Origin of the sequence: Luteimonas notoginsengisoli (genome assembly GCF_042648885.1) — a bacterium.
GTDB classification, from domain to species: domain Bacteria; phylum Pseudomonadota; class Gammaproteobacteria; order Xanthomonadales; family Xanthomonadaceae; genus Luteimonas; species Luteimonas notoginsengisoli.
The window spans coordinates 24,506-48,795 of record NZ_JBHRYF010000008.1 but is presented as its reverse complement, the minus strand read 5'-3'; the positions used below and the strand labels follow the sequence as shown (position 1 = coordinate 48,795).

The following is a 24,290-nucleotide window of genomic DNA, read 5'->3' as shown; positions in this document are numbered from 1 at the left end:
ATCGCCAACCGTCCTTCGCCGCGAGCGGGATGCCCGTTCTCCCTGTCGCCCTTCGGGCCGCTTCTCCCGAAGGGAGAAGGCAACACGAGCGCCGTCCATGACCTACCTCGCCAAACCCAAGCTCCACCACCCCTCGCTTGGCTGCAACGCCATCGGCTTCACCCGTCGCGACTACGAGGGCAAGATCAGCACCCTGTGCGCGGGTTGCGGACACGATTCGATCTCCGCGGCGATCATCCAGGCCTGCTGGGAACTCGACATCCAGCCGCACCGCGTCGCCAAGCTCTCGGGCATCGGCTGCAGTTCGAAGACGCCGGACTACTTCCTCGGCCAGTCGCACGGTTTCAACACCGTGCACGGACGCATGCCGTCGGTGCTGACCGGCGCCAGCCTCGCCAATCGCGAACTGCTCTATCTCGGCGTGTCGGGCGACGGCGATTCGGCGTCGATCGGCATCGGCCAGTTCGTGCACGCGATCCGCCGCGGGGTCAACATGGTCTACATCGTCGAGAACAACGGCGTGTACGGGCTGACCAAGGGCCAGTTCTCGGCCACCGCCGACCAGGGCTCGGTGTCGAAGAAGGGCGTGGCCAATACCGACAGCCCGCTCGACATGGTGACCATGGCGCTGCAGCTGGGCGCCAGCTACGTCGCGCGAGGGTTTTCTGGCGACAAGCAGCAGCTGGTGCCACTGATCAAGGGTGCGCTGTCGCATCGAGGCGCGGCGTTCCTCGATGTGATCAGCCCCTGCGTGGCCTTCAACAACCACGCCGGCAGCACCCGCAGCTACGACTATGTGCGCGAACACAACGAGGCGGTCAACCAGCTCGACGTGATCCTGCCGCGGGCCGAGCTGGTGGTCGACTACGAGGCGGGCCAGACCATCGACGTCGAGCAGCACGACGGCTCGGTGCTGCGCCTGCGCAAGCTCGACGCCGGCTACGATCCGCGCGACCGGCTTGCGGCGATGAGCCTGATCCAGCAGCGCCAGGCGCGCGGGGAGCTGGTCACCGGCCTGCTGTACGTCGACGCCGAAGCCGTCGACCTGCACGGCCACCTCGGCACCGTTGCGGCACCGCTGAATTCGCTGGGTGCGGCCGAATTGAACCCGGGCGCCGAAGCGCTGGAGAAGATCAACACTGCGTTGCGCTGAGCCCTGGATTCAACGGCGGCGGCGTCCATCGGCGATCGCGTTCCCGGACCAGCATCGCACCCATGGCGCTCCCGGATAACAGCGCGCGTCGCGTCCGCAGTCACAGGGATTCGAGGAGATCCGCGCGCGGTCCCGCGACCGGGGAGACGAATGCCCGCGAGTCGAAGCCGGCGGCGGCGAAGGCCGCGCGCATCGCCGGCGCGGCGGCCTCGGCCTCGGCCTTCGATGCGAACCATGCGAACACGCTCGGCCCGGCGCCCGACAGGCTCGAACCGAGCGCCCCATGGTCCAGCGCCGCGGCCTTGGCCTGCGCGAAGCCGGGCACCAGCGGCGCCCGCCGCGGCTCGGCCAGCACGTCGTGCAGCCCCTCGCGGATCAGCTGCGGATCGCCGCGCTGCAGGCCGATCAGGAACAGCGCGAGGTGCGCGCCATGGCGGACCACGGTGGCGAGCGGGTAGGGCGCGCCCAGCACTTCGCGGGCAAGGCGCGTCTCGAGCACCTGGTCCGGATGGACGACGACGCAGTGCAGCCAGTCCGGCACCTCCAGCGTGATCATCCGTTCGGCCGTGGCCAGCACCACGCCGCCGAGCAGCATCGGGGCGACGTTGTCGCCCTGCCGGCTGTGGCTGGAGATCGCTTCGCCATCGATCGCGAACGGGTACAGCGCCTCGCGCGACAGCGGGTTGTCGAGCAGCGCATTCGCCGCGACCAGCGCGGCCACGCACGAAGCCGCCGAGCCGCCAAGGCCGGCGCCGACCGGGATGCCTTTCTCCAGCGCCAGCTCGAAGCCGAAATCCAGGCCAAGCCCGTCGACAAACGAGGCCAGCGCTCCCCCCGCGGTGTTGCGTTCTGTCAGCAGCGGAATCGAATCCTTGCCCGCCGCCTCGCCGGTGATGGCCGCGATGCGGACGACCGGCTGTTCGATGCGTCGCACGCTCGCGACATCGCGCGGGCCGTCGAAGCTGTGCCCGAGCAGATCGAAGCCGACGCCGATATTGCCCACTCCCGCGGGCGCGAAGGCGCGGACACTGCCGGGCTTTCCGCAATTGGATGGTCGGATCACCGGCATCGTTTCTCCTTCGGCCGCAAGGCGGCTGCGTCCGCTGGTGCGCATTCTCACGCGATTGCCGGGGTCGCGTCAGCCCGGGCGGACTGAAGGGACCCGGTTCGCGGTGGGAGCGGCCATCGTTGCGATGATCCCTGGCCATTCATCGCGGCCATGGCTGCTGCCACCGCAGCCCAGCGGTTCCGGTGACCGCCTTCGCCCGCGATCCGCCGGAACACGCAGCCGCGCTGCTGGCCGGCGGCGGCGTGACGTGGTCCAATGCCGCTTGAAGCGGGGGTACCGGGCATGGTCCGGTTGAGACAGTCCCTTCGAACCTGATCCGGGTGATGCCGGCGTAGGGAAGCTTCGCAGAACCACGTGGGAAGGGCTCAGCCCCGACAGTTCGACTGCCCGGGACTGTTCTTTTCCGTGATGCCTGCGCCGCCGCTTCGTCCAGACCCACTCGAGGACGAATGCCATGAACGCAGTGCCTGCCTCCCTGTTGCAGCAGACCGAACAGCTGTCCGAATCCGTGACCCGGGCGATCCCCGGTTCGCGCAAGATCCACGTCGAAGGGTCGCGGCCGGACATCCGCGTGGCGATGCGCGAGATCACGCTGTCGCAAACACCGACCCTGTTCGGCGGCGAGGACAACCCGGCGGTGACCGTCTACGACCCGTCCGGGCCGTACACCGATCCGGACGCACGCATCGACCTCGCCACCGGCCTGGCGCCGCTGCGCTCGCGCTGGATCGAGGAGCGGGGCGACACCGAACTGCTGTCGCAGCTGAGTTCCGAGTTTGGCCGCGGTCGTGATGGCAACGCGCGGCTGGACGCGGTGCGCTTCCCCAACCGCAGGCTGCCGAGGATCGCCAAGGCCGGCGCCAACGTCAGCCAGATGCACTACGCGCGCCGCGGCATCGTCACCCCGGAGATGGAATACGTCGCGATCCGCGAGAACCAGCGGCTGGACGCGGTGCATGACGCGATGCTGCTCAAGCAGCATCCGGGGGAATCCTTCGGCGCCAGCATCCAGCAGCGCATCACGCCCGAGTTCGTCCGCGACGAGATCGCCCGCGGCCGCGCGATCCTGCCCAACAACATCAACCATCCCGAAAGCGAGCCGATGATCATCGGCCGCAACTTCCTGACCAAGATCAACGCCAACATCGGCAACTCGGCGGTCTCGTCCGGCATCGCCGAGGAGGTCGAGAAGCTGGTGTGGGCGATCCGCTGGGGCGGCGACACGGTGATGGACTTGTCCACCGGCAAGCACATCCACGAAACCCGCGAGTGGATCATCCGCAACTCGCCGGTGCCGATCGGCACGGTGCCGATCTACCAGGCGCTGGAGAAGGTGGACGGCCGCGCCGAGGAGCTCACTTGGGAGATCTTCCGCGACACGCTCATCGAGCAGGCCGAACAGGGCGTGGACTACTTCACCATCCACGCCGGGGTGCTGCTGCGCTACGTGCCGCTGACCGCGAAGCGGGTGACCGGCATCGTCTCGCGCGGCGGATCGATCATGGCCAAGTGGTGCTTGGCGCACCATCGCGAGAGCTTCCTCTACAAACACTTCGAGGACATCTGCGAGATCATGAAGGCCTACGACGTGGCCTTCTCGCTGGGCGATGGCCTGCGCCCCGGCTGCATCGCCGACGCCAACGACGCCGCCCAGTTCGGCGAGCTGGAGACCTTGGGCGAGCTGACGAAGATCGCCTGGAAGCACGACGTGCAGACCATGATCGAAGGCCCCGGCCACGTGCCGATGCAGATGATCAAGGAGAACATGGACAAGCAGCTGGCCGAATGCGGCGAGGCGCCGTTCTATACCCTGGGGCCGCTGACCACCGACATCGCCCCAGGCTACGACCACATCACCAGCGCCATCGGCGCGGCCATGATCGGCTGGTACGGCACCGCGATGCTCTGCTACGTGACGCCCAAGGAGCACCTCGGCCTGCCCAACCGCGAGGACGTACGCGACGGCATCATGGCCTACAAGATCGCCGCCCACGCCGCGGACCTCGCCAAGGGCCATCCGGGCGCGCAGGTGCGCGACAACGCGCTGAGCAAGGCGCGCTTCGAGTTCCGCTGGGAGGACCAGTTCCACCTGGGCCTGGATCCGGAAAAGGCGAAGGAATTCCACGACGAAACCCTGCCCAAGGACGCGCACAAGCTGGCCCACTTCTGCTCGATGTGCGGGCCGCACTTCTGCTCGATGAGGATCACCCAGGACGTGCGCGACTACGCCGCCGAACACGGCGTGGATGAAGCGGCAGCGCTCGGTGCGGGGATGGCCGAGAAGTCGGCGGAATTCCTTGCCCAGGGGGCCGAAGTCTACCGCCAGGGCTGAATCATTCACGAGGGGTGCGGGAGGTCGACGGTGGCGTCAGCGAACATTCACCGGGACCGCCAAACGCTCACGCCGGGATGCGGGGAGAGCGTGATAGCGTCTGTTTCCCTTCCCGACGAGGTGTCGTCATGAAAGCTTCGCATCGTATCGGCGCATGGCTGCTGGCGGCCTGCGCCCTTGCACTGCTCGCCGGCTGTGCCACCGGTCCGAGGATCAGCACCGACGCCGATCCCGAAGCCGATTTCTCGCGTTACCGCACCTGGGCTTTCTACCAGCCGATCGCGATGGAGCAGTCGGGCTATTCCAGCTTCCTCACCCAGCGCATCCGCGACGGCGTGCGCCGCGAGATGGAGGCGCGGGGTTACGCGTACGACGAGGCGTCGCCGGACCTGCGGGTCAACTTCCAGGGCATCGTCCAGGAGAAGACCAACGTCTATACCGTGCCGCGGACCGACTTCCAGTATTTCTACAGCTATCGCCACCGCGCCTACTACGCCGTGCCGTTCTGGTACGACGAGGCGCAGGTGAACCAGTATCGCGAAGGCACCCTGACCATCGACGTGGTCGACGCCGCGCGCAACCGCCTGGTCTGGACCGGGTCGGCGATCGGGCGGGTGACGCGCAAGGCGCCGCAGGAGCGTGCCGCCGACGTGGACCGCGCCATCGCCGAGATCTTCCTGCGCTATCCGTTCCGCGCTGGCAGCAGCGCTGGCGCCCTGCCTTCGCAATGAGGCCGCGATGAACTGGGCGCCACCGATCCTGGCGCCCTGGCGGCTGACCCATGGCCTGCGCAAGCATCCGTCGGCCATCCTGCTGGGCGTGCAGCTGCTCGGGATCCTGTCCTATCCGCTGATGGAGAACACCGGCATCGGTCGCGCGCTGTTCGGTGCGATGAGCATCGCGGTGCTGTCGCTGGTGCTGTGGGTGGTGAACCGCGCGTCCGCGCACTGGGTCGCATGGCTGCTGGCGGTGCCATCGGTGACGATGTCCCTGCTGGCCAATTTCGCCGGCATGCCGGCGCTGCTGCCGTGGGCGCACGCGCTCGAGGCGGTGCTGTACTTCTACGCCGTCGCCGGGCTGATCCGCTACATGCTGAGCGACATGCGCGTGACCACCGATGAACTGGTCGCCGCCGCGACCACGTTCACCTTGCTGGCGTGGGCGTTCGCCTACGCTTTTTCCGCCTGCCAGGCGTGGCTGCCGGGGAGCTTCAGCGCTGTCTCGGTGCCGCCCCAGCCGCGTACCTGGATGGAGCTGCTGTTCCTGAGCTTCAGCACCCTGTCGGGCGTGGGCCTGAGCGACATCGTGCCGCTCAGCCCGCTGGCGCGCGCGCTGACGATGCTGGCGATGTTCGCCGGCGTGATGTACATCGCCATCGTCGTGTCGCGGCTGATCGCGCTGACGGTAATCCGGCAGCAACGCCACTAGGACGTGTGCAAGCCCGGCTGCGCCACGCATCGCCTCGCACTGCCTGACTTCGTGGGAGCGGCTTCAGCCGCGGGCTTTGCCGCGTCCTTCCTCTGCAAGGAGCGGACCGGGCGGATGAAGTCGCTTGCCATTTCTTCTCGCGGGAAGGCACGAAAAACGCTCGCGGCTGAAGCCGCTCCCACGAAGGCGGTGCAGCTCGAAGGTCCGATTTGAATCGAGATCCGGCGCGCCCCGGAGTCGTTCGGCCAGGACCGAAAGCCGCTCAGGGCCGCGCGCGGCGCGCGACGTCGGCGGCGGTCTGCGGCGTCACCCGCCAGCTGTCGCCGTCTTCATACGCGAATTCGATCGTGGCCTTGCCGCTGGCCTTGTCGAGCTTCACCACGCAGGCGCGCCAGGGATCCCGACCGTCCACGCGTGTCGCGTCGCGGAGCGCATCGATCCGGTCCTCGAGTTCGAATGCTTCCGGCGTTGCCGGCTCGCCGGGGGCGTCGCCGACGTAGCGGAAGCCGTTGAGCGTCGACATGCCATCGCCGTACCAGGCCACCAGCGAGTACCTGTCCCACGGGCGCGCGCCGACCTTGGCATCGCCAGCGATCAGGCGGCCGATCTCGATGACCAGTGCGTCCTTGTCCATCTGCGCTGTGGAACCTCGGGCTGGATCAGGCGTCGGCCATGTCCGCGCGCGGGACGCGGTCGAACTGCTGGCCGGCCTCGTTGCGGAACGTGACGCGCTGATCGTACACGACGCGTCCGTCGGCCGGATCGGTCACTTCGTACGACACGCGCACGCGCTCCGGACGATCCTGGTTGACCGGCGTCAGCTGCACGGTGATGTGCACGTCCTTGCCGCTGTCGATCCAGTCGGCCCATTCGTTCTCGAGCTTCTTGTAGGCGCTGACGTTGAAGTTGCCGTTCTGCGGGAACAGGTTCTTCAGGCCCTGGTCCTTGACGAAGCGGTGGCCGATCAGGTGGCCGCCCTGGTCGCCGTCGATGCCGCGGTCGGCCGATTCGCGCTGTGCGCGGGTTTCGGCGGAACCGCGGTCGATGCCGGAGAAGACCTCGCTCAGGTCGGCTTCGGCGCGGATCGGCCGGCCCTCGGCGTCGTTGGTCCAGGTGACGGTGTTCTCACCGATCCGGGCGGTGGTGGTGGAGATACCGTCCGCGCCGGCATGGCCCTGCGGCGCCGGGTCGTCGTTGTCGTCCGTTGCGCGGAGCGCGTCGGCCAGGCGCTCGCGCTGCGGCGCGACCTCCAGCATCACCGGGGCTTCCGCCAGTGCCTCGTCCAGCGCCTGCAGGACGTCGCGCTGCGCGGGCGCGGCGAGCGCCGCCAGCGCGTCGTCGTCCAGCGCGTCGACCAGACTGCGCGCGAGCGCCGGCCGTTCGACGCAGGGCGATTCGCGCAGCAGGCGCGAGATGCCAGGGCCATCCGTGACGGCGGGATCCGCCTGCAGGGCGATCGACGAGCGGGCGCAAGGCGCCGCATGCGGCGTGCAGTCGCGAACCGGATCGAACATGCGCAGGCCTCGGGCGAACGATGCCGGCCAGTGTGGACGCTCCGGCCCACGCGCGATATCCGGGGCTGACCCTAGATGCATCGCCGCGGCGCGCCGCCGGCCGCGACTGCCGCCAGACGCGGCACACATCGGCGGCAAGCCGCGCCACCTGGCACGCCTGGCTCCGATGTCATCGTGGCAGGGCGCCGTATCGCGCGATCGACGGGGAACACATCATGGAACGCAAGCTGCTGGCCACCGCCATCTGCGCCGCGCTCGCCTTCGCGGCCAGCGGCGGTGCCCACGCGCAGGAGGCGGCGCCTGCGCAGGCGACGTCCGCGCAACAGGACGCGCCAGCCGACACGGCCGACGCGGCCACCGATCTGGACGCCGTCGTCGTCACCGGTTCGCGCATCCCGCGCGCGCAGATGGAGACCGCCTCGCCGGTGGTGACCATCACCTCCGAGGACATCCAGCGCCAGGGCTTCCGCAACGTGTCCGACGTGCTGCGCGCGCAGCCGCTGTCGACCGGCGCGGTGCAGGACAACCAGTTCGCCGGATTCACCGCGACCGCGACCACCATCAGCCTGCTCGGGCTGTCTCCGAGCTTCACCCTGATCCTGCTCGACGGCAGGCCGCTGGCCGACTACCCGCTGCTCTACAACGGCCAGAGCAACTTCACCGACCTGACCAGCATCCCGACCGCGATGGTCGACCGGATCGACATCCTGCCCGGCAACCAGTCGTCCATCTACGGCTCGGCGGCGATCGCCGGCGTGGTCAACATCATCCTCAAGAAGCGCATCGACGGGATCCAGCTCAACGCCCGCGTCGGCGGCTACAGCGACGGCGGCGGCGACAACGAGCGCCTGCAGCTCACCGGCGGCAAGCAGTGGGACCAGTTGGGCATCACCTGGGGGCTGCAGTACAGCCATCAGGATCCCATCTACATGCACGAGCGCGACTACACCGACACCACCGACGACAACCCCAACCCGGACCTGCGCTACGGCAGCCGCACCTTCATCATCCTCAACGGGATCACCGGCCTCTACGACGATCCGGGCGACCGCTGCGATGACGTTGCGCACCTGTTTGGCGGCACCACGTTCAAGGACTTCCGCCCCGGGCGCGGCGATTTTTGCGGCAGCCGCGCCCAGCCCGGCTACGCGACGTTGCTCAACGAGGAGAAGGGGCTCTCGGGCTACTTCAACGGCAGCTTCGCGCTCAACGCGACCACGGACCTCTATGCCACCGTGCTGGTCGGCCGGAACAAGGCGAAGAACGACAGCGGTTCGCGCTTCTGGGTGCCCGACTACAACGGCAGCCACCAGAACTACGTCTGGAACGACACCGAGCAGACGCTGGAAACCTACCAGCGCATCTTCGCGCCCGAGGAAATGCCCGAGGAGGCGCGCTTCTACGAGGCGGATTCGGATTCGTACAGCGCCGCGTTCGGCATCAAGGGCGCGCTGGGCGAGTCCGGCTGGGACTACGACGCCTATTACAGCCGCTCGGGCTATGAGGTCACGTCCGACCAGCTGTGGCCGCTGGTGGAGCCGATGGAGGAATTCTTCCGCAGCCAGTTCATGGGCCCGCAGCTGGGCACCTACTACGGCTATCCCGTCTATGCGCCGGACAAGGACGCGATGTACCAGGCACTGACGCCCGAGCAGTTCCGCGCCTTCTCCGGCAACATCCACAACGTCTCGCGGACCTGGACCCAGAACCTCAACGTGCAGGTGGTCAATTCCAACCTGTTCGAACTGCCCGCCGGCGACGTCGGCATGGCGGCGGTGCTGCAGGCCGGCAACCAGTTCTGGGACAACCCGATCGACCCGCGCGTGCAGGGCGGCGACTTCTTCGGCATCAACGGCACCAGTGGCCGCGGCAAGCGCGAGAGCCAGGCGTTGGGGCTGGAGTTCACCGTGCCGCTGTTCCAGATGCTGACCGCGGACGTGGCGCTGCGCTACGACCGCTACCGCAACGTCGACGCCGGCTCCGATTCGGCGCCGACCTACAAGGTCGGGCTGGAGTTCCGGCCCACCGACACCCTGCTGCTGCGCGGCAACGTGGCCACCGCGTTCCGGGCGCCGGACATGGGCTACATCTTCACCGGCGGCAACGGCTTCTTCTCCAACGAGACCGACTTCTACAAGTGCGAGGTCGACCCGGACAACTGCACGCTCTACACCGGCATCTCCGCCGAGGCCAACCAGGTCGGCAACCCGGACCTGAAGTCGATCACCGCCGACTCCTACGGCCTCGGCATCGTCTGGGCGCCCAGTCCGGACTTCGACCTGCACGCCGACTACTACAACGTCGGCATCGACGACGAGGTGGTGCCGCAGTCGACCACGCAGACGTTGTTCGACGAGAACGAATGCCGGCAGGGGCGGCTGGACATCAATTCCGCGCGCTGCCAGGACGCACTGGCGCGCGTGGTCCGCACGGCGGTCAATCCCGGCAACCCGCAGCTGAGCGAGAACGTCGACCTGATCATCGTCAAGGGCATTAACATCGCCGAGGAAAACGTGTCGGGCATCACCGCCGGCGGCAATTGGCGATTCGACGCCGGTCGCGCGGGCCACTTCAATCTCGGTCTCGAATACAACCTGACCCTGGAGCACGAGACCCGGAGTTCGCCCGACAGCCCGGCGCTGGACCTGTTCAGCAGCGGGCAGCTGCTGTCGGCCGAGTTCAAGAGCATCGTCACCGGCGACGTCGGCTGGGAGCTCGGCCGCTGGTCGGCCAACGTGCACGGCGTGCGCTACGGCTCGCTGCCCAACTACGCCAGGCAGTTCACCAGCGATCCGGCCGATCCGTACGTGACGTCCAATGGCGTCGGCCCGGGCACGATCCGGCCCTGGATGCTCTACAACCTGAGCGTGGACTACGACCTCACCGACAACAGCACGCTGAGCCTGATCGTCAACAACGTGCGCAACTCGCGCCCGCCGAAGGATCCTAGCTACGACGGCTCGCAGGGATTCGCGCCGCCGTACTACAACATCTTCGCCTACAACGGTTACGGGCGATCGCTGTGGCTGGAGTACCGGATCGATTTCGGCGCGGGTGATTGAAGGGCGACACAAGCCGGCGACGGGGGTGCCGAGGCGATGCAGGAGCGACGGAAGCCGCGACCGCCCCGAAATCTGGTGCCAAAGGAGTATGCGGCGAGGAGCTCGCGGCTTTGGCCGCTCCTACGAATGCGTCGGATTCCGGCGCACGAGCGGCAGCACTGCCTCAGGCGGGCTCGATCAGGGCCCGCAGCGGCTCCAGCTGGTGTTCGTAGCGCCGCCACTCGCCGAGACCGCGGGCGTGGATCGGCTGGCGCACCTGCGCGGCGCTGAGCGTCGCGACCGCGCCGGTGTTGCGGGTGGTGTCGCCGCAGCCGGGTTCGAACGGCAGGCCGCAGAAGTCGAACAGGCGCGCGGTCGCGGCCTCGCTGTCGTGCACCAGCAGTTCGTACGGCAGGTCGAGGACGAAGCCCGGCATGGCCGCGTGCCAGTGCGCCATCAGTCGCCGGTACTGGCCGTGGTAGTGCGCAAGCGATTCGAATCCGTAGCTGTAGCCGTAGGCGGTGCCGAACATGGCGCGGTAATTGGAGAAGCACACGTCCATCGACGCGCGCGACACATGTACCACGCGCGCCTGCGGCAGGGCGCGGCGGATGAAGCCCAGCAGCATGAAATTGGGCGGCAGCTTGTCGATGTAGAAGTCGCGACCGCCCGCGCGCCAGCGCGTCTGCGCGAGGTAGCGCTGGCCGAGCTCGGCGAAGTCGATGCGCGCGCTGGCCTGCAGCAGGTCATGGTCGAGCAACGCATGGCCGTGGGTGTCGGCGCACCAGCGCAGCTGCCGGGGGAAGTCGTCGAGTTCGCCGGCCGCGGCCACGCGCGAGTGGTTGCCGAGTACGCGCTCCAGGAGCGTGGTGCCCGAGCGCGGCAGGCCGACGATGAAGATCGGCGTCGGCCCTGGCGAGGGCGTCGCGACGTTCGCCAGCGCGGCGGCACCACTGCGTGCGATCAGGGCGTCGAACAGGTTCGCTTCGGCGACGCAGTCGTAGCGCGGCAGGCGCGCGGCCATCGTGGCGTTGGCCAGCCGCAGCGCCTCCCAGGCGGGCGCTCGGTCGTCAAGGTCGTCGAGTTCCTTGTGCAGGGCGAAGGCGATCGCGGCCAGGTCCTCGGAGCCAGGCGACGCCTGCCGCAGGCGCGCGCGCAGCGCATCGACATGATGGGCATCGGGGCGCTGGCGACGGATCCGCGTCAGGCTCAGCGACGCGCGGCCGATGGTCGAGCCATCGCGCAGGCACGCCTCCATCTCGGCCTCGGCTTCGTGCAGGCGGCCGTTGAACTGCAGCTGCAGGGCGCGGTAGTAGCGAAAATCCGCATCGGCATGGCCGAGCGCGCGCGCGCGATCCATCAGCGCCAGCGCTTGCGGATGTTCCCCCAGCCCCTGGTGGACGTGGGCCAGCGCGACCAGCGCGGCGCCCGAGCGGGTGCTGGCCACGGCCGGGTGCGCCAGGCAGGCACGCGCGGCGGTGGTTTCGCCGATCGCCGACAGCGCCTGCGCGACCCGGCAGACCAGCGCGGCGTCACTGCCCGGCGCGCCCGCCGCGCGCCGCATCTGCTCGCACGCCGCGCGCAGGCGGCCCTGGGCGAGCAGGGTGGCGGCGCACATCAGCCGCGCCGGAACCAGCGCGGGGTTGCGCTCGAGCAGGCGATCGAACGCGCGCTGCGCCTGCAAGTAGCGGCCGTCGCGCAGGTGCAGCTGCGCCTGCTGCCAGAGCGCGCGATCGGCGACTGCCTGCGGGGATGACGGCATCCGGGCTTCCTGGATGGGCCGGCGCGGCGGCATGTGCCGCGCCCGGCTGCATGTTCGCCCACGCGCGCGCCGCCAAGGGCGCGATGGGCTGCAGCCGCCAAGCGCGGCACAGCCGGCGTGGCGGATGGCAGGCACTGTCGCCAACTGGCATACAAGGGCGGACCAAGACGAATGTCATATGCGCGACGCGGCAATTCAGGGGATGCTTGGCCCAAGCGCCGGGCCTGGCCTGGCGGCGGTGTCGCCATCGGGGGGGCGATCGCCGCGGCCTGCGACGTGACCGTCGCGCCGGTCGCGGCACGCGACGATGCGCAAGCAGCTGTGAACGTGTCCTTCCCCGATCCATGGACGACCGCCCCCGAAATGCTCGACCAGCATCGCAACCTGAGCGTTCCCCAGTCCGACTTCCTCCGGGTCGGGGAGTGCGTGCTCGACCTGCCGCGGCGCGAGGTGGATGGCCCGTGCCGGGCGCAGCCGATGCGGATCACGCCCAAGTCGCAGCAGGTGCTGATGGTGCTGGTGGCGCACCACGGGCGCGTGCTCAGCCGCGAGGCGCTGATCGAATGGGTCTGGCCCGACACGCTGCCCACCGATGACGTGCTGACCCAAGCCATCGCCCAGCTGCGCAAGGCGTTCTGCGACGATCGCGATGCGCCGCGCTACGTGGAAACCATCGCCAAAGGCGGCTACCGGCTACTGGCGGACATCGAGTGGCTTGCCGAGGCACCGGCGGACACCTTCGGCGCGGCCGCGGCCACGGTCGGCACCATCGGGGCCGCCGCGGCGCCGCAGGTCATCGTTTCACCCAGCGAGCAGACGGTTACGACGACTGTGGCAGCCGTGTTGCCCGCGTCCGATGCCGCAGTCGTGCCGGCGCCCGTCGCGACACCTTCCCCGAGCGGCCAGGCACCCCGCCTCGCATGGATCGCGGCGGGCATCGCCGCGGCCGCGCTGCTGCTGGCGGGCTTGCTCGCCTGGCGCGATCAGCGGCCGGCGCCCGACCCGGCAGCGCCGGCACCGGCCGCGCGCCAAGCGCGCGGGGCCCCGCCGGCGGACCGGGTGGAAGACGCCACGGCCCCGCTCGACTTCCAGCGCATCACCTCCTCGCCCGGCGGCGAAGGCTGGCCCAGCCTGTCGCCCGACGGCGGCCAGGTGGTCTATAGCGCCGGCGCGCAGCCGGGATCGGTGCGGCTGATGGTGCAGGCGACGGCGCCGGTGCCGCCGCGCGAACTCACGCCGGCGGTCGACGGCCGCATCGACATGATGGCGGTGTGGTCGCCCGACGGCCGCCAGATCGCCTTCGTCCGCGACGAGGGCAAGGCCGGCTGCTCGGTGTTGCTGATCCCTTCGTCCGGCGGGTCGCCGCGTACCATCGGCAAGTGCCACGTCGACCTGATGCCGGCGCTGGGTTGGCACCCCGACAGCGGCCACCTCATCGCCGCTGGCGTCGGCGCCAGCCACGCCGAGGCCACCGGCTTCCAGGTGCTGGACCTGGCGACCGGTCGGTGGACGCCGCTGCCCTACGAGAAGGCCGACACCGACGTCGACATGTCGCCGGTGTATTCGCCCGACGGGCGCTGGATCGCCTTCCAGCGCAACATCTCGCTGTCGGACCTGTGGCGCATGCCGGCCACGGGCGGCACGCCGGAGCGGCTGACGCGGCTGCGGGTCAACATCCACGGCCTGGCGTGGACCCCGGATGCGAAGGCCATCGTGTTCGGCGGCTACCGCGACCACCTGGTCAAGCTGATGCGGCTGGACCTGGACAGCCGCCGCATCGAGGAACTGGGCAACGTTGCAGGGCACGCCGGCTCGCCGAGCACCTCCACCGCCGCGCAGTCGCTGGCCTTCGTGCTCAGCGATCCGCAATCGCGCATGTATTCGCTGCAGATGGGTTCGACCCGAACGGCAGTGGCGAAGCCGGAGCCGGTGTTCCCCTCCAGCGGTCAGGACCTGCTGCCGTCGGTGTCGCCGGACGGGCGCCAGATCGCCTTCCTGTCCGATCGCTCGCAGCGCGACGCGCTGTGGTGGGGTGAACTCGGCCGGCCCGAGTCGCTGCGCCTGCTCGAGGGGCTGGTGCCGATGGCCCGCTACGCGCCGGTCTGGTCGGCCGACAGCCGGCGCCTGCTGGTGGCCGGGCGTGCGCCGGGCGACGAGCGGCAGGCCATCTTCGAGATCGACCCGGCTTCGGCCCAGGTGAACCGCCTGCCGGTGCCGGCCGACAACCCGATCCGCGCCGACTACCTGCCCGATCCCACCCGGCTGCTGGTGGTGGCCGACGCCGGCGGCGGGCGGCTGGCGCTCACCCTGTACGACCGCAGCGTGCGTCCCTGGCGCGCACTGGCCACGCTCGAGGACGTGGTGTTCGCGAAGCCAGATCCGGCACGCCGGCGGGTACTCTTCACCCGGCCGGCGCGCGAGGGCCTGTGGCAGGCCGGGATGGACCTCGCCGGCGCTCGGCTGGTCGCGCCGCACCCGGGCGGCGGGGCGCCCAACAGCCGGCGGTTGGTGCTGGAGGCCGGCGGCGCCTGGCTGGCCGCTTCCGGTCCCGACTGCGGCCTGCGTCGCGTCGCGCTGGAGCCCACCGTCCAGCCCGGTCCGTGCCTGCACCCCGGCGAACTGGCCGCCGACAGCGTCAGCTACGACGCCGCGCACGAGCGGCTGTATTTCTCCACCTCTGAAGCCGAGAAATCGGACATCGGCTGGATGCGGTTAGCGCGCCGCTGAGCGGAGGGGTTGCGACGCGGCGGCAACGACGGGATCGAAGTCGCCAGGGCTCTGCGGTCCGGGCGCGGCGGAGACTTCGGCGCCTGGCTGATCCTGGCGCGCGCCACGAGGCGGGAGGCAGGCCGCGCTCCGAAAGGATCGGCGGACTGCGCTATTGCCGGTTGCGTCCCTGATGCGCGAACGCCGGGCTTCGCAGGCGCGATTGCGCGGTCTGGGATCACTGCGCGCGTGAGCACGTTCGAACAACGCCGCGCATCGCCCCGCGAACGACGACCGATGACTTGTCGCCACCACGCCATGCCGACCACGGTCGCGCCCACATCGCCACCCCTGGCCGAGAAGAGGCCTGCGGTTCAGGCGCTGTCGCAATGCCGCGATGCAGGGCTGCGCAAGCGCGCAAACCTCTGATCCACGACACATCTCCAGCTTTAGCGGCGCAGGGCACGGCCTGGCACGCATGCATGCGCGTCGCGGACGCGTTTACGGCCCGATCGTTCCATGCACGGCCGCGTTGTTGTCCGTCGAACGTCCGCGTCCGCGGCGCGGACGGTGTCCGCTGTCCGCGCCACCACGCGGTGACCTGCCACACGCCACCGTGACTTTCGGAAGAACCTCTCCGGCAACGGACCGATTTCGGCAAGAAATCGGCTTTATTTCCTGACCGCATCGACCAACTGCGTCAAATCTTCGCCATACCCTGGCAAAGACGGAGTTCGATCATGCAAGCACCACTGCTCTGGGCCGATCGCGGGCAATCGCTCGCGTTCGACGACGAAGCGGGCCTCCACGGCACCCAATGGCTGGGCGTGTCGCGGCTGGCGAATTTCAGGCTGCGCGCGCCGCTGTTTTCGGTTTGGCTGCAGGTGCGCGGCAGCGCCACGTTCGAGGCGCGCGAAGGCAGCTTCCGGCTCGACGCCGGCGACTGGATCGCGTTCGAACGCGATTCGCTGCCGGAACTGCAGGCCGGCCGCACCGGACTCACCCTCGGCCTGCTGCTGTCGCAGGACGTGCTGCGCACCCTCGTGCAGTCCCGCGGCTGCGGCCTGTTCGCCGGGCGCGGCAGCATCCCGCGCGGCGAGCGCGCGCTGACCCTGCGGCTGTGGCGGCAGGCGATGCGCGGCAACGACGGTCCGGGCGCCGCAACGCCGGGCATCGGCGAGCACATCCGGCGCATGCAGCCGCTGCTGATGCAGCTGAGCCTGCTGCAAGGCGAGCTGGCCGCGCGCCTGGGCCGCTGCCCGGGGCGCTCGCACACGCGCAAGCGCCAGGTGTTTGGCCGCCTGCAGCGCGCGCGACTGTTCCTGGAAGGACATCGCCATCGCGTGGTCACGCTCACCGAGCTGGCGGAGCTGACCAGCTTCTCCAACTGGTACCTGTCCAAGACCTTCCACAGCATCTACGACGAATGCCCTCAGGCCGCCTCGCAGCGCGTGCGCCTGCAGCACGCCTGCGAACTGCTCGCCACCACTTCGCTGGTGATCGGCGAGGTGGGCGTGGCCTGCGGCTTCGAGAACGCCTGCAGCTTCTCGCGCGCGTTCCGCGGCTACGTCGGCATGACCGCGTCCGAATACCGCGCCCGCGCGCGCGCCGGGCTGCCAAGCCCGGCAAAGCCGCCAGCGGTGCGCGGCAAAGCGGCGGCGCTCGCCTACTCGTAATTTGTATGTGGCGTTAACACGACGATAACGAATCCCCTGGAGACCTCATGAAATACCCCCGTTCCATGCGCCTGCGCCACGGTTTGCTGCCGGCCGCCGTCGCCCTTGCCCTCGTGCCCACGTTCGCCGCCGCGCAGGAATCCCCCGCCGATGCGCCGGCGCAGGAAGACGCCACCACGCTCGACCGGATCGTGGTGACCGGCTCCAACATCCCGCGCACCAGCACCGAAACCGCATCCCCGGTGCAGGTGATCAGCCGCCAGGAAATCGAGCGCACCGGACGCACCACCATCGGCGATTTCCTGCAGACGCTCACCGTCGACGGCGCCGGCTCGATTCCCAAGAGCTTCGGCAGTGGCTTCGCCAGCGGTTCGGCGGGCGTGTCGCTGCGCGGCCTCGGCGCCGGCGCGACGCTGGTCCTGCTCAACGGCCGCCGGCTCGCGCCCTACGGCCTGGCCGACGACGGCCAGAAGGTCTTCACCGACCTGAGCGTGATCCCGATGGAAGCGGTGGAGCGGGTCGAAGTGCTCAAGGACGGCGCGTCGTCGATCTACGGCTCCGACGCGATCGCCGGCGTGGTCAACATCATCCTGCGCAAGGATTTCACCGGCGCGATCGTCAAGGGCAGCTACGGCACCTCCGCCGAGGGCGACGGCAACGACCGCAAGGGTTCGCTGACCATCGGCACCGGCGACCTGGCCGATGGCGGCTTCAACGCCTTCCTCAATGTTGAAGGCGGCAAGACCGACGGCATCAACGTGCGCGACCGCCACGGCCGCAAATGGATCGGCACCGGCGACATCCGGCCGTGGGGTTACGACATCATCAGCTACGGCGGGCTCGCCGGCGCGATCACCAACGGCGGCCGCTCGGCCGGCAACTCGCCGGTCGGCAACTTCCAGCGCGCCGACGGCACGTGGGCCTCGCTCGACCCCGATAGCTGCGCCGCGCTGTCCAACGTGGCCGACCAGACCTCGGCAGGCGGCGGCTGCCTGTACGATCCGAGCCAGCTGTCGGCGATGACCCCGAGCCAGAGCTACATCAACCTGTTCACGCGCGGCACGTTCGCCATCAACGACACCAGCGAGCTCTACGTCGAATTCGGATACACCGACAAGAACAGCGACTGGAGCACCACGCCCACGGGCGTGTCCGGCGTGTCGGGTTACCCGGGTGGTGTGATCAACAGCAGCTCCGGCGCCAACGCGACCATCCTCGGCGCGCTGCATCCGGACAATCCCTTCGGCATCGACGGGCGCCTGCGCTATTCGCCGTTCGCCAGCGTCGGCACCCGCCGCACGCACGTCGACAACCAGTTCATGCGCGCGCTGGTCGGCGCCAAGGGCACGATGGGCGAGTGGAGCTACGACGTCGGTTACCTGCACTCGGAAACCGACCTGTCCAGCACCCGCAACGGTTACCTCCGCTACAGCGTGCTGCAGGCGGTGTTGACCGATCCCGACAATCCGTACGGCGGCTGGCTGCGACTGGGTGCGAACGCGGGCCAGACCCCGGCCTCGGTGCTGGCCGCGCTGTCGCCGACGATCGGCGCGGACGCCGAAACCAGTCTTGACGCGCTGAACTTCAACTTCAGCCGCTCGCTCGCCGAACTGCGCGGCGGCGACCTGGGCCTGGCGCTCGGCGGCGAATACCGGCGACAGGAAGCGCGGCTGGATCCGGTCACCTACACCGACGTCGGCGACATCATCGGGCTTGGCTACTCGGCCTATGACGGCGACCAGACCGTCGCCGCGGCCTACGCCGAAATCTCGGCGCCGGTGCTGGAAAGCCTCGAGCTGTCAGGCGCGCTGCGCATCGACAGCTACAAGGGCGGCGACACCGCGACCACGCCGAAGGTGGGCATCAAGTGGACGCCGGCGCAGTGGCTGTCGGTGCGCGGCACCTACGCCGAAGGCTTCCGCGCGCCCAACCCGGCGGAAACCGCGGGCTCGTCGGTCGGCTATGCGACCGCGACCGACCTGGTGCGCTGCCCCGACGGCGAAACACCGATCGCGCCGGGCATCCCGTGCCAGTCCACGGTGGCCTTCGCCAGCCGGCCGAACCCGGACCTGAAGCCGGAGGAATCGAAGAGTTACAGCGTCGGCATCGTGCTGCAGCCCACCGACAGCACTTCGCTCACCCTCGACGCCTGGCGGATCAAGCGCACCAACGAGATCACCCAGGAAGCGCCGGCCGTGGCGATCGCGCAGGGCGATTTCGTCCGCGGCGACGACCTGGTGAACGGCATCCCGGGCACCGGCACGCTGCTGGCGGTCACCGGCGATTACGTCAACTCGAACTCCACCACCGTGGAAGGCGTGGACCTCGACGCGCGGCAGCGCTTCGCGGTGGGCGCCGGCCAGCTGACGCTCGACCTGCAGTGGAGCCACATCCGCAAGTACGTGCTGATCGACACCAGCGGCACCGAGTACGACTTCGCCGGCACCCACGGCAACTGCAACGTCTCCAACTGCATCGGCACGCCGAAGGACCGGATCAACCTGGGCGCGACCTGGGAAATGTCGAACTGGAGCCTGAGCGCGGTGGCCAACTATCGCGGCAGCTTCGACAACGTCCTGCCGGAGAGTGGCAGCAACGGCTGTGCGGCCACCTTCGCCAACGACGACGATGCCCCCGGCGGCTGCGAGATCGCGTCGTTCTACAGCATCGACCTGTCAGGCAGCTGGAAGCCGGCCGAGGCGATCGAGGTGTTCGGTTCGGTGCAGAACCTCACCGACCGCATCGCACCACTTGATCCGACCACCTATGGCGCGTTGAACTACAACCCGCTGGACGTGGCCGGTGCGATCGGGCGCTACTACACGATCGGGATCCGCTACAGCTTCCAGTAACCGCGCGCCGTTTCCGGTACGTACGCAACGCCGGCCCCTCGCGGGGCCGGCGTTCGCGTTTCGCACGATGGGTTTTGGCGCGATGTGGGAGCCGGTCGCCACGCCTTGCGCTGACCCGGCCGCCGCAGCCGGCCGGCTCAGGATGCGATCAGCCGAAGCGTTCGCGCAGCGAGGCCAGCCAGCCCCGCCAGCTGCCACCGTCGCGGGTCGGGTCGTACTCGCTGCCCAGCGCGCGCAGGCGGTCGCCAAGCTCGGCCTCGTCGAGGTCCAGCGAGGCCAGGCGCGCGAGTTCGGCGCGGACTTCGCCCACCTGCTCGTCGTCCTCTCCGTCGATGAAGGACGACGCCACCGCGGCGGGCGTGTCGTGCTCGACGCGCCAGTCCTGGTGGAAATACGCGGACAGGAAGTTCTCCAGCGCGGGGAAATCGCTCATGCGGCGGGTGCTCGTCGTGGTCAGGGCGTGGTCGGGTAGCCGGTCACGATTCTATAGCCGATGCCCAGCGCGTCAGAACGCTCGAGCACCAGCTTCACCGAGAACACATCCTCGGCGTGCGCTTCGCCGCGCTTGACCGAAATGCCGGTGCTGGCGTCGAAGTGCGCGTCGAGCACCAGTCGCTTGCCGCCCTTGCCGTCGAGCCAGGCGTCGACCTTGCCCTGGTTGCCGATGATGGTCTGGGCGATGAAATGCTCGGCCGCCGGCAGGTCGCGGAAGCTTGACGAAGCGCTGATGTTCTCGCGCTGCAGGCGATCGACCAGGTCCTGTTCGCTCTTGCCGACATGGCGATCGATCAGGTGGCTGCCCGCATCCTCGTGCGCCTCCAGGCCGCCGCCGGGGACCTCCACCGTTCCGCCGGGCTCGCCCGGATCCTCGATCGGACCCAGGTGCGCGTCCAGCGCCTGCTGCGTGGATTCCACCGCATCGCGCTCGATCCTCGAGAGTCGATCGGTGGAGAGCCCGGCCAGCGCATCGCGAATGTTGCCGAGCAGCGGGTCGAGCTGTTCGGCGAACGTCGGGTCGGCCTGCGCCAACGCGATCGCGTCGCCGGTCTGGTCGAGGAAATCCAGCAGCTTGCTGTCGTCCACCAGGTCCTGGAGATGCGCGCCCAGGTCGTCGCCGAATGCCGCCGCGGCCATTGCGTTCGCACGCGCCGGCCCGATGCCGGTGCTACCGGGCCATGAGCTTGCGTTGAAGCCGGAATCCGCGCGTACGCCGTCCATCGATCCTGCCTCCTGCCATCCGGGAATGGCCGAAGGCTAGGCGCGGGGCGTGGGGACGGACAGCTGGTGCCGGCCCTAGGGCGGTCGGAAACCGCCCGGCGTGCGCCCTTCCACTCGCGGCCTCGGCCGCGATCCTGACCCCGGGCTGGAATTACACGACGCGCCTTCCCTCGCTCCTGCACATCGGGAGGGAACTGCCGCGACTCAGAAGTTCTGCTTGCCCGGCAGCGCGGCGTAGCGCTCGATCGCGTCCATCAGCACCTGCTTGGCCTCGGCGGCATCGCCCCAGCCGTCAAGCTTCACCCACTTGCCCTTCTCCAGGTCCTTGTAGTGCTCGAAGAAGTGGCCGATGCGCTCGAGCCAGTGCGGGCTGACCTTGGCGATGTCGTCGATGTGGGTATAGCCGGCGAAGACCTTGTCGACGGGCACCGCCAGCAGCTTCTCGTCGCTGCCGGCCTCGTCGCTCATCCGCAGCACGCCGACCGGGCGGCAGCGGATCACCGAGCCCGGGATCAGCGGCAGCGGCAGGATCACCAGCACGTCGGCCGGGTCTCCGTCGCCGCAGATCGTGCGCGGGATGTAGCCGTAGTTGCAGGGGTAGCGCATCGGGGTGGACAGGATGCGGTCGACGAAGATCGCCCCGCTGTCCTTGTCGACCTCGTACTTGACCGGCTCGGCGTCCTTCGGGATCTCGATGACGACGTTGATTTCTTCGGGGACATTGCTACCGGTGGGGACGTGGTCGAGGCCCATGGGGAACGGTTTCCTGGGAGGGCGGCACGGCGGGGCCGGCTGCGTGGGGAGGGGGACAATCGCGTGAATGCGGATTTTACGCCGCCAGGTGCTGCGATGCAGCATCTGTCCCCTCGGGTACGCCCCAGCTTGGGCCCCTCCGTACCGGGGCGTACACATACGGCTCCGTATCCAGTCCCGAGACCGCCATGACCCAGATCGACTCCCGCCTGCCCGACGCCGCCGCCCAGCAGCAGGCCAGCGTCTGGGACCAGCCCGGCCGCACCGCGCTGTTCAATCCGGCGACTGAAGGTCCTCGCGACATCGACGCCATCGGAGGCGCGCAGGTGGCCGCCAACGAGCGCCGCGGCGACGCCACCCAGATCGACGGCGATGCCACCAACGCCGGCACCCGCGAACAGACCCAGAGCCAGACCGGGCAGCCGCTGTTCGTCGACAAGCTGGGCAACACCGCGCAGGTCGAGATCACCCGCGAGCGCACCGGCGAACTCGACCAACGCTCCGGCCAGTACTACGTGCTCGCCGACCAGCTGGTGTTCAAGACCGGCAACAGCGACGACCAGGTCAAGGTCACGCAGGGCGAGAACGGCAACCTGAGCTTCGACGTCAACGGCGAGCAGTACGACGTCAAGCTCGCGCAGGGCCAGCAGCTCACTGTGCGCACCGGCGACGGCAACGACAACATCGAGATCGATCCGTCGGTGAAAGTGAACTTCATCATCGAGGCGGGCGCCGGCGAAGACACCATCCAGGGCGGCGGCGGCAACGATCGCATCGACGGCGGCGCGGGCAACGACCGCATCGAGACCGGGGAGGGCTTCAACTACGTGTTCGGCGGTGCCGGCGACGACGCGATCCAGGGCGGCAACGAAAACAACACGCTGTACGGCGGCGACGGCGTCGACACCCTCACCGGCGGCAAGGGCAACGACTACATCGAAGGCGGCAAGGGCAACGACGTCATCGTCGCCACCGCCGGCAAGAACGTGCTGTCCGGCGGCCTGGGCGACGACGCCATCACCGCCAGCGGCAACGGCGATCGCATCTACACCGGCGGCGGCACCAACACCGTCGGCAACATCGGTGCCGATGGCCTGGTGTATGCCGCCGGCGTCGGCGACAAGCTGACCGGCGTGGCCAACGCGGATCCGAACGTGATCAACGTGGTGCTCAACAGCGACTCGGGCCTCAAGGGCGTGAAGGTGGAAGGTTCGGAAGCCTTCGTGCAGCGCGTCGAGGCCGACATCGAGATGCTGCGCAGCTCGCCCAACGGGCAGCAGATGCTGGCCGAGTTCGACAAGGCCGCGGCCAACGGCAACGTGGTCACCATCCGCGAGCTGCAGAACGTCGACAACGGCTATGCGCAGAGCGTCGGCGGTTCGGACATCCGCAATGGCCAGCCCGGCAACTCCGGCCCGGTGGACATCTCCTACAACCCGGCCTTCGCCATTCCCGAGCTGCCGGTGCCGGCCGTGACCCTGTTCCACGAGATGTCGCACGCCTACAACGGCGTCAACGGCACCTTCCTGCCGGGCACCTACACCGGCCCGGGGCCGGACAGCCCCAATCCCTCGGCGGGGTTTGAAATCCCCAACGCCGAGCGCCAGGCGGTGGGACTCGAGACGACGGCCGATCCGTACGATTTCGGTGACGGCTCCGGCCCGATCACCCACAACCCGACCGCGCTGTCCGAGAACGGCCTGCGCGCGGAAATGGGACTGGAGTTGCGGCCGAGCTACGCGATCTGACGCGAGGCCAACGAACAGGGAAAGGACGCACAAGGAAGGGGGCAAACGGCGGCCAGCGATGGTCGCCGTTTTTTAATGAGGTGATGCCGGCGATGAGATCCGGCTTTGAAGAAAGGCTATATGGTGATCCTGCCGATTAAGTATCGCCGTCGAGATGACGCATCAGGAGCTCCAAAGTCTTCGGGTGATAGTGACCGATAGCGTCCGCGATTTGTCCACCCTTCTCAAAATTAATCCGTGCTTGCCGGTCCTTGGTTGGGTCGGGATTGAGCAAGTGCCTTCTAATCTCATAGCAAATCAGGTCGGCTGCCTGTAATGGGATAGATCTTTGCGGCTTCACGAAACTGATCGAGCCTAGACCACGCCAGTCGGGATGCCTCCACAGGTTGGCATGAATATCAGCTAATACTTGGTCATGCTTCTGGTGAGTCGCAAATGCCAGCGCCACGGGCTCGCCATCTACACAGGTCCGTGACCATACGGAAGTCATCTGCATGCTCACAACGGCTGACAGATAAAGCGGGTTGTCCCCGAAATGAGACTTCATGTGGTTTGGGACTAGTCGTTCCCAATCATCGTGATTGATGACCTGGCCGATCATCTGGCCGGGAATTTCGCTAATGAGAGAAGAAAAATAGTTGGTTAACGAGTCCCTGATTCCCCGACTCATTTCGCTAAACTCGCCCTCACCATTCTCACAGTCAACAGCGTGATAGTGAGATAGTCCGTATTGATCTAGTTTCGCCCGCCAACGCTGCTCAATGCGGGACCACATGACTGAGTCAGCGACCATGCCAGCGTATAGCGCGATCTCGTGATTTCGCTCAGTCCCGCTTTCGTCGAAGTAGCCCACTAGCATGGCGACTGTCCTGTTCTTGGATCCGGTCCCAAGCAAGACTCTCGCAGAATCCGTTTTCGGCTAAGGCTTAGCATCGCTCATGGCCTTAGCCCTCTCTCTTCTGGGCACGCCAAGGGAACATGGTCAAGAAAAAGGCCCCGCTTTCGCGGGGCCTTCGGGTGTTGCGTAGACGCTGCCGG

At 68.4% G+C, this 24,290-nt stretch carries 17 protein-coding genes and 1 riboswitch; of the genes, 9 read left to right on the top strand and 8 right to left on the bottom strand.

Annotated elements, in window-relative coordinates:
• Positions 1-97 precede the first annotated feature (97 nt).
• Entirely contained in the window at positions 98-1,153 is a 1,056-nt protein-coding gene (locus ACFOM9_RS08160; protein ID WP_386708768.1) for a 2-oxoacid:ferredoxin oxidoreductase subunit beta, read from the top strand.
• 100 nt (positions 1,154-1,253) lie between these two features.
• On the opposite strand, the gene ACFOM9_RS08155 is transcribed toward ACFOM9_RS08160, so the two are convergent.
• On the bottom strand, positions 1,254-2,222 hold the full coding sequence (locus ACFOM9_RS08155; RefSeq protein WP_386708765.1) for a homoserine kinase: 969 nt from the start codon (positions 2,220-2,222) through the stop codon (positions 1,254-1,256).
• 259 nt (positions 2,223-2,481) lie between these two features.
• Positions 2,482-2,578: riboswitch (TPP riboswitch) on the top strand.
• 98 nt (positions 2,579-2,676) lie between these two features.
• Here ACFOM9_RS08155 and thiC point away from each other — a divergent pair.
• From thiC to ACFOM9_RS08140, 3 genes are all read left to right on the top strand, one after another.
• Positions 2,677-4,554, top strand: a complete 1,878-nt coding sequence (gene thiC, locus ACFOM9_RS08150) for a phosphomethylpyrimidine synthase ThiC (RefSeq protein WP_386708762.1) — start codon at positions 2,677-2,679, stop codon at positions 4,552-4,554.
• 128 nt (positions 4,555-4,682) lie between these two features.
• Positions 4,683-5,285, top strand: a complete 603-nt coding sequence (locus ACFOM9_RS08145) for a DUF4136 domain-containing protein (protein ID WP_386708759.1) — start codon at positions 4,683-4,685, stop codon at positions 5,283-5,285.
• 7 nt (positions 5,286-5,292) lie between these two features.
• Complete coding sequence (locus tag ACFOM9_RS08140) at positions 5,293-5,982, top strand: ion channel (RefSeq protein ID WP_386708756.1); 690 nt, start codon at positions 5,293-5,295, stop codon at positions 5,980-5,982.
• Positions 5,983-6,244: 262 nt separating this feature from the next.
• On the opposite strand, the gene ACFOM9_RS08135 is transcribed toward ACFOM9_RS08140, so the two are convergent.
• Positions 6,245-6,616, bottom strand: a complete 372-nt coding sequence (locus ACFOM9_RS08135) for a hypothetical protein (RefSeq protein WP_386708753.1) — start codon at positions 6,614-6,616, stop codon at positions 6,245-6,247.
• Positions 6,617-6,641: 25 nt separating this feature from the next.
• Positions 6,642-7,496, bottom strand: coding sequence for a DNA/RNA non-specific endonuclease (locus tag ACFOM9_RS08130; protein ID WP_386708750.1), 855 nt, complete (start codon positions 7,494-7,496; stop codon positions 6,642-6,644).
• A 407-nt stretch (positions 7,497-7,903) separates the two neighbouring features.
• On the opposite strand from ACFOM9_RS08130, the gene ACFOM9_RS08125 reads away from it, so the two are divergent.
• Positions 7,904-10,558: a TonB-dependent receptor plug domain-containing protein gene (locus tag ACFOM9_RS08125; RefSeq protein WP_386710944.1), complete on the top strand. Its 2,655-nt coding sequence runs from the start codon at positions 7,904-7,906 to the stop codon at positions 10,556-10,558.
• Between the two features lie 163 nt (positions 10,559-10,721).
• Here ACFOM9_RS08125 and ACFOM9_RS08120 read toward each other — a convergent pair whose 3' ends face one another.
• A complete protein-coding gene (locus ACFOM9_RS08120; protein ID WP_386708747.1) occupies positions 10,722-12,299 on the bottom strand; it encodes a tetratricopeptide repeat-containing sulfotransferase family protein in 1,578 nt (525 codons plus the stop codon).
• Positions 12,300-12,626: 327 nt separating this feature from the next.
• Between ACFOM9_RS08120 and ACFOM9_RS08115 the strand changes: the two genes are divergently transcribed.
• The 3 genes from ACFOM9_RS08115 (at position 12,627) to ACFOM9_RS08105 (ending at position 19,533) form a co-directional block, all read left to right on the top strand.
• The gene (locus ACFOM9_RS08115) at positions 12,627-15,026 is read left to right on the top strand and encodes a winged helix-turn-helix domain-containing protein (RefSeq protein ID WP_386708744.1); all 2,400 of its coding nucleotides are present in this window, start codon (positions 12,627-12,629) and stop codon (positions 15,024-15,026) included.
• Between the two features lie 719 nt (positions 15,027-15,745).
• Positions 15,746-16,681 carry a helix-turn-helix transcriptional regulator gene (locus ACFOM9_RS08110; protein WP_386708741.1) on the top strand — a complete coding sequence of 312 codons (936 nt, stop codon included), beginning with the start codon at positions 15,746-15,748 and terminating at the stop codon, positions 16,679-16,681.
• Between the two features lie 47 nt (positions 16,682-16,728).
• Complete coding sequence (locus ACFOM9_RS08105) at positions 16,729-19,533, top strand: TonB-dependent receptor (protein WP_386708738.1); 2,805 nt, start codon at positions 16,729-16,731, stop codon at positions 19,531-19,533.
• Positions 19,534-19,681: 148 nt separating this feature from the next.
• Here the strand turns inward: ACFOM9_RS08105 and ACFOM9_RS08100 are convergent, their stop codons facing one another.
• From ACFOM9_RS08100 to ppa, 3 genes are all read right to left on the bottom strand, one after another.
• A complete protein-coding gene (locus tag ACFOM9_RS08100; RefSeq protein WP_386708735.1) occupies positions 19,682-19,966 on the bottom strand; it encodes a contact-dependent growth inhibition system immunity protein in 285 nt (94 codons plus the stop codon).
• A gap of 20 nt (positions 19,967-19,986) precedes the next feature.
• Positions 19,987-20,751: an RNase A-like domain-containing protein gene (locus tag ACFOM9_RS08095; RefSeq protein ID WP_386708732.1), complete on the bottom strand. Its 765-nt coding sequence runs from the start codon at positions 20,749-20,751 to the stop codon at positions 19,987-19,989.
• A 204-nt stretch (positions 20,752-20,955) separates the two neighbouring features.
• Positions 20,956-21,504 carry an inorganic diphosphatase gene (ppa, locus tag ACFOM9_RS08090; protein ID WP_386708729.1) on the bottom strand — a complete coding sequence of 183 codons (549 nt, stop codon included), beginning with the start codon at positions 21,502-21,504 and terminating at the stop codon, positions 20,956-20,958.
• A gap of 188 nt (positions 21,505-21,692) precedes the next feature.
• Here ppa and ACFOM9_RS08085 point away from each other — a divergent pair, with 188 nt between their 5' ends.
• Positions 21,693-23,252: a M91 family zinc metallopeptidase gene (locus ACFOM9_RS08085; protein ID WP_386708726.1), complete on the top strand. Its 1,560-nt coding sequence runs from the start codon at positions 21,693-21,695 to the stop codon at positions 23,250-23,252.
• Positions 23,253-23,388: 136 nt separating this feature from the next.
• Here the strand turns inward: ACFOM9_RS08085 and ACFOM9_RS08080 are convergent, their stop codons facing one another.
• On the bottom strand, positions 23,389-24,111 hold the full coding sequence (locus tag ACFOM9_RS08080; RefSeq protein ID WP_386708723.1) for a DUF3800 domain-containing protein: 723 nt from the start codon (positions 24,109-24,111) through the stop codon (positions 23,389-23,391).
• Between the last annotated feature and the right edge of the window lie 179 nt (positions 24,112-24,290).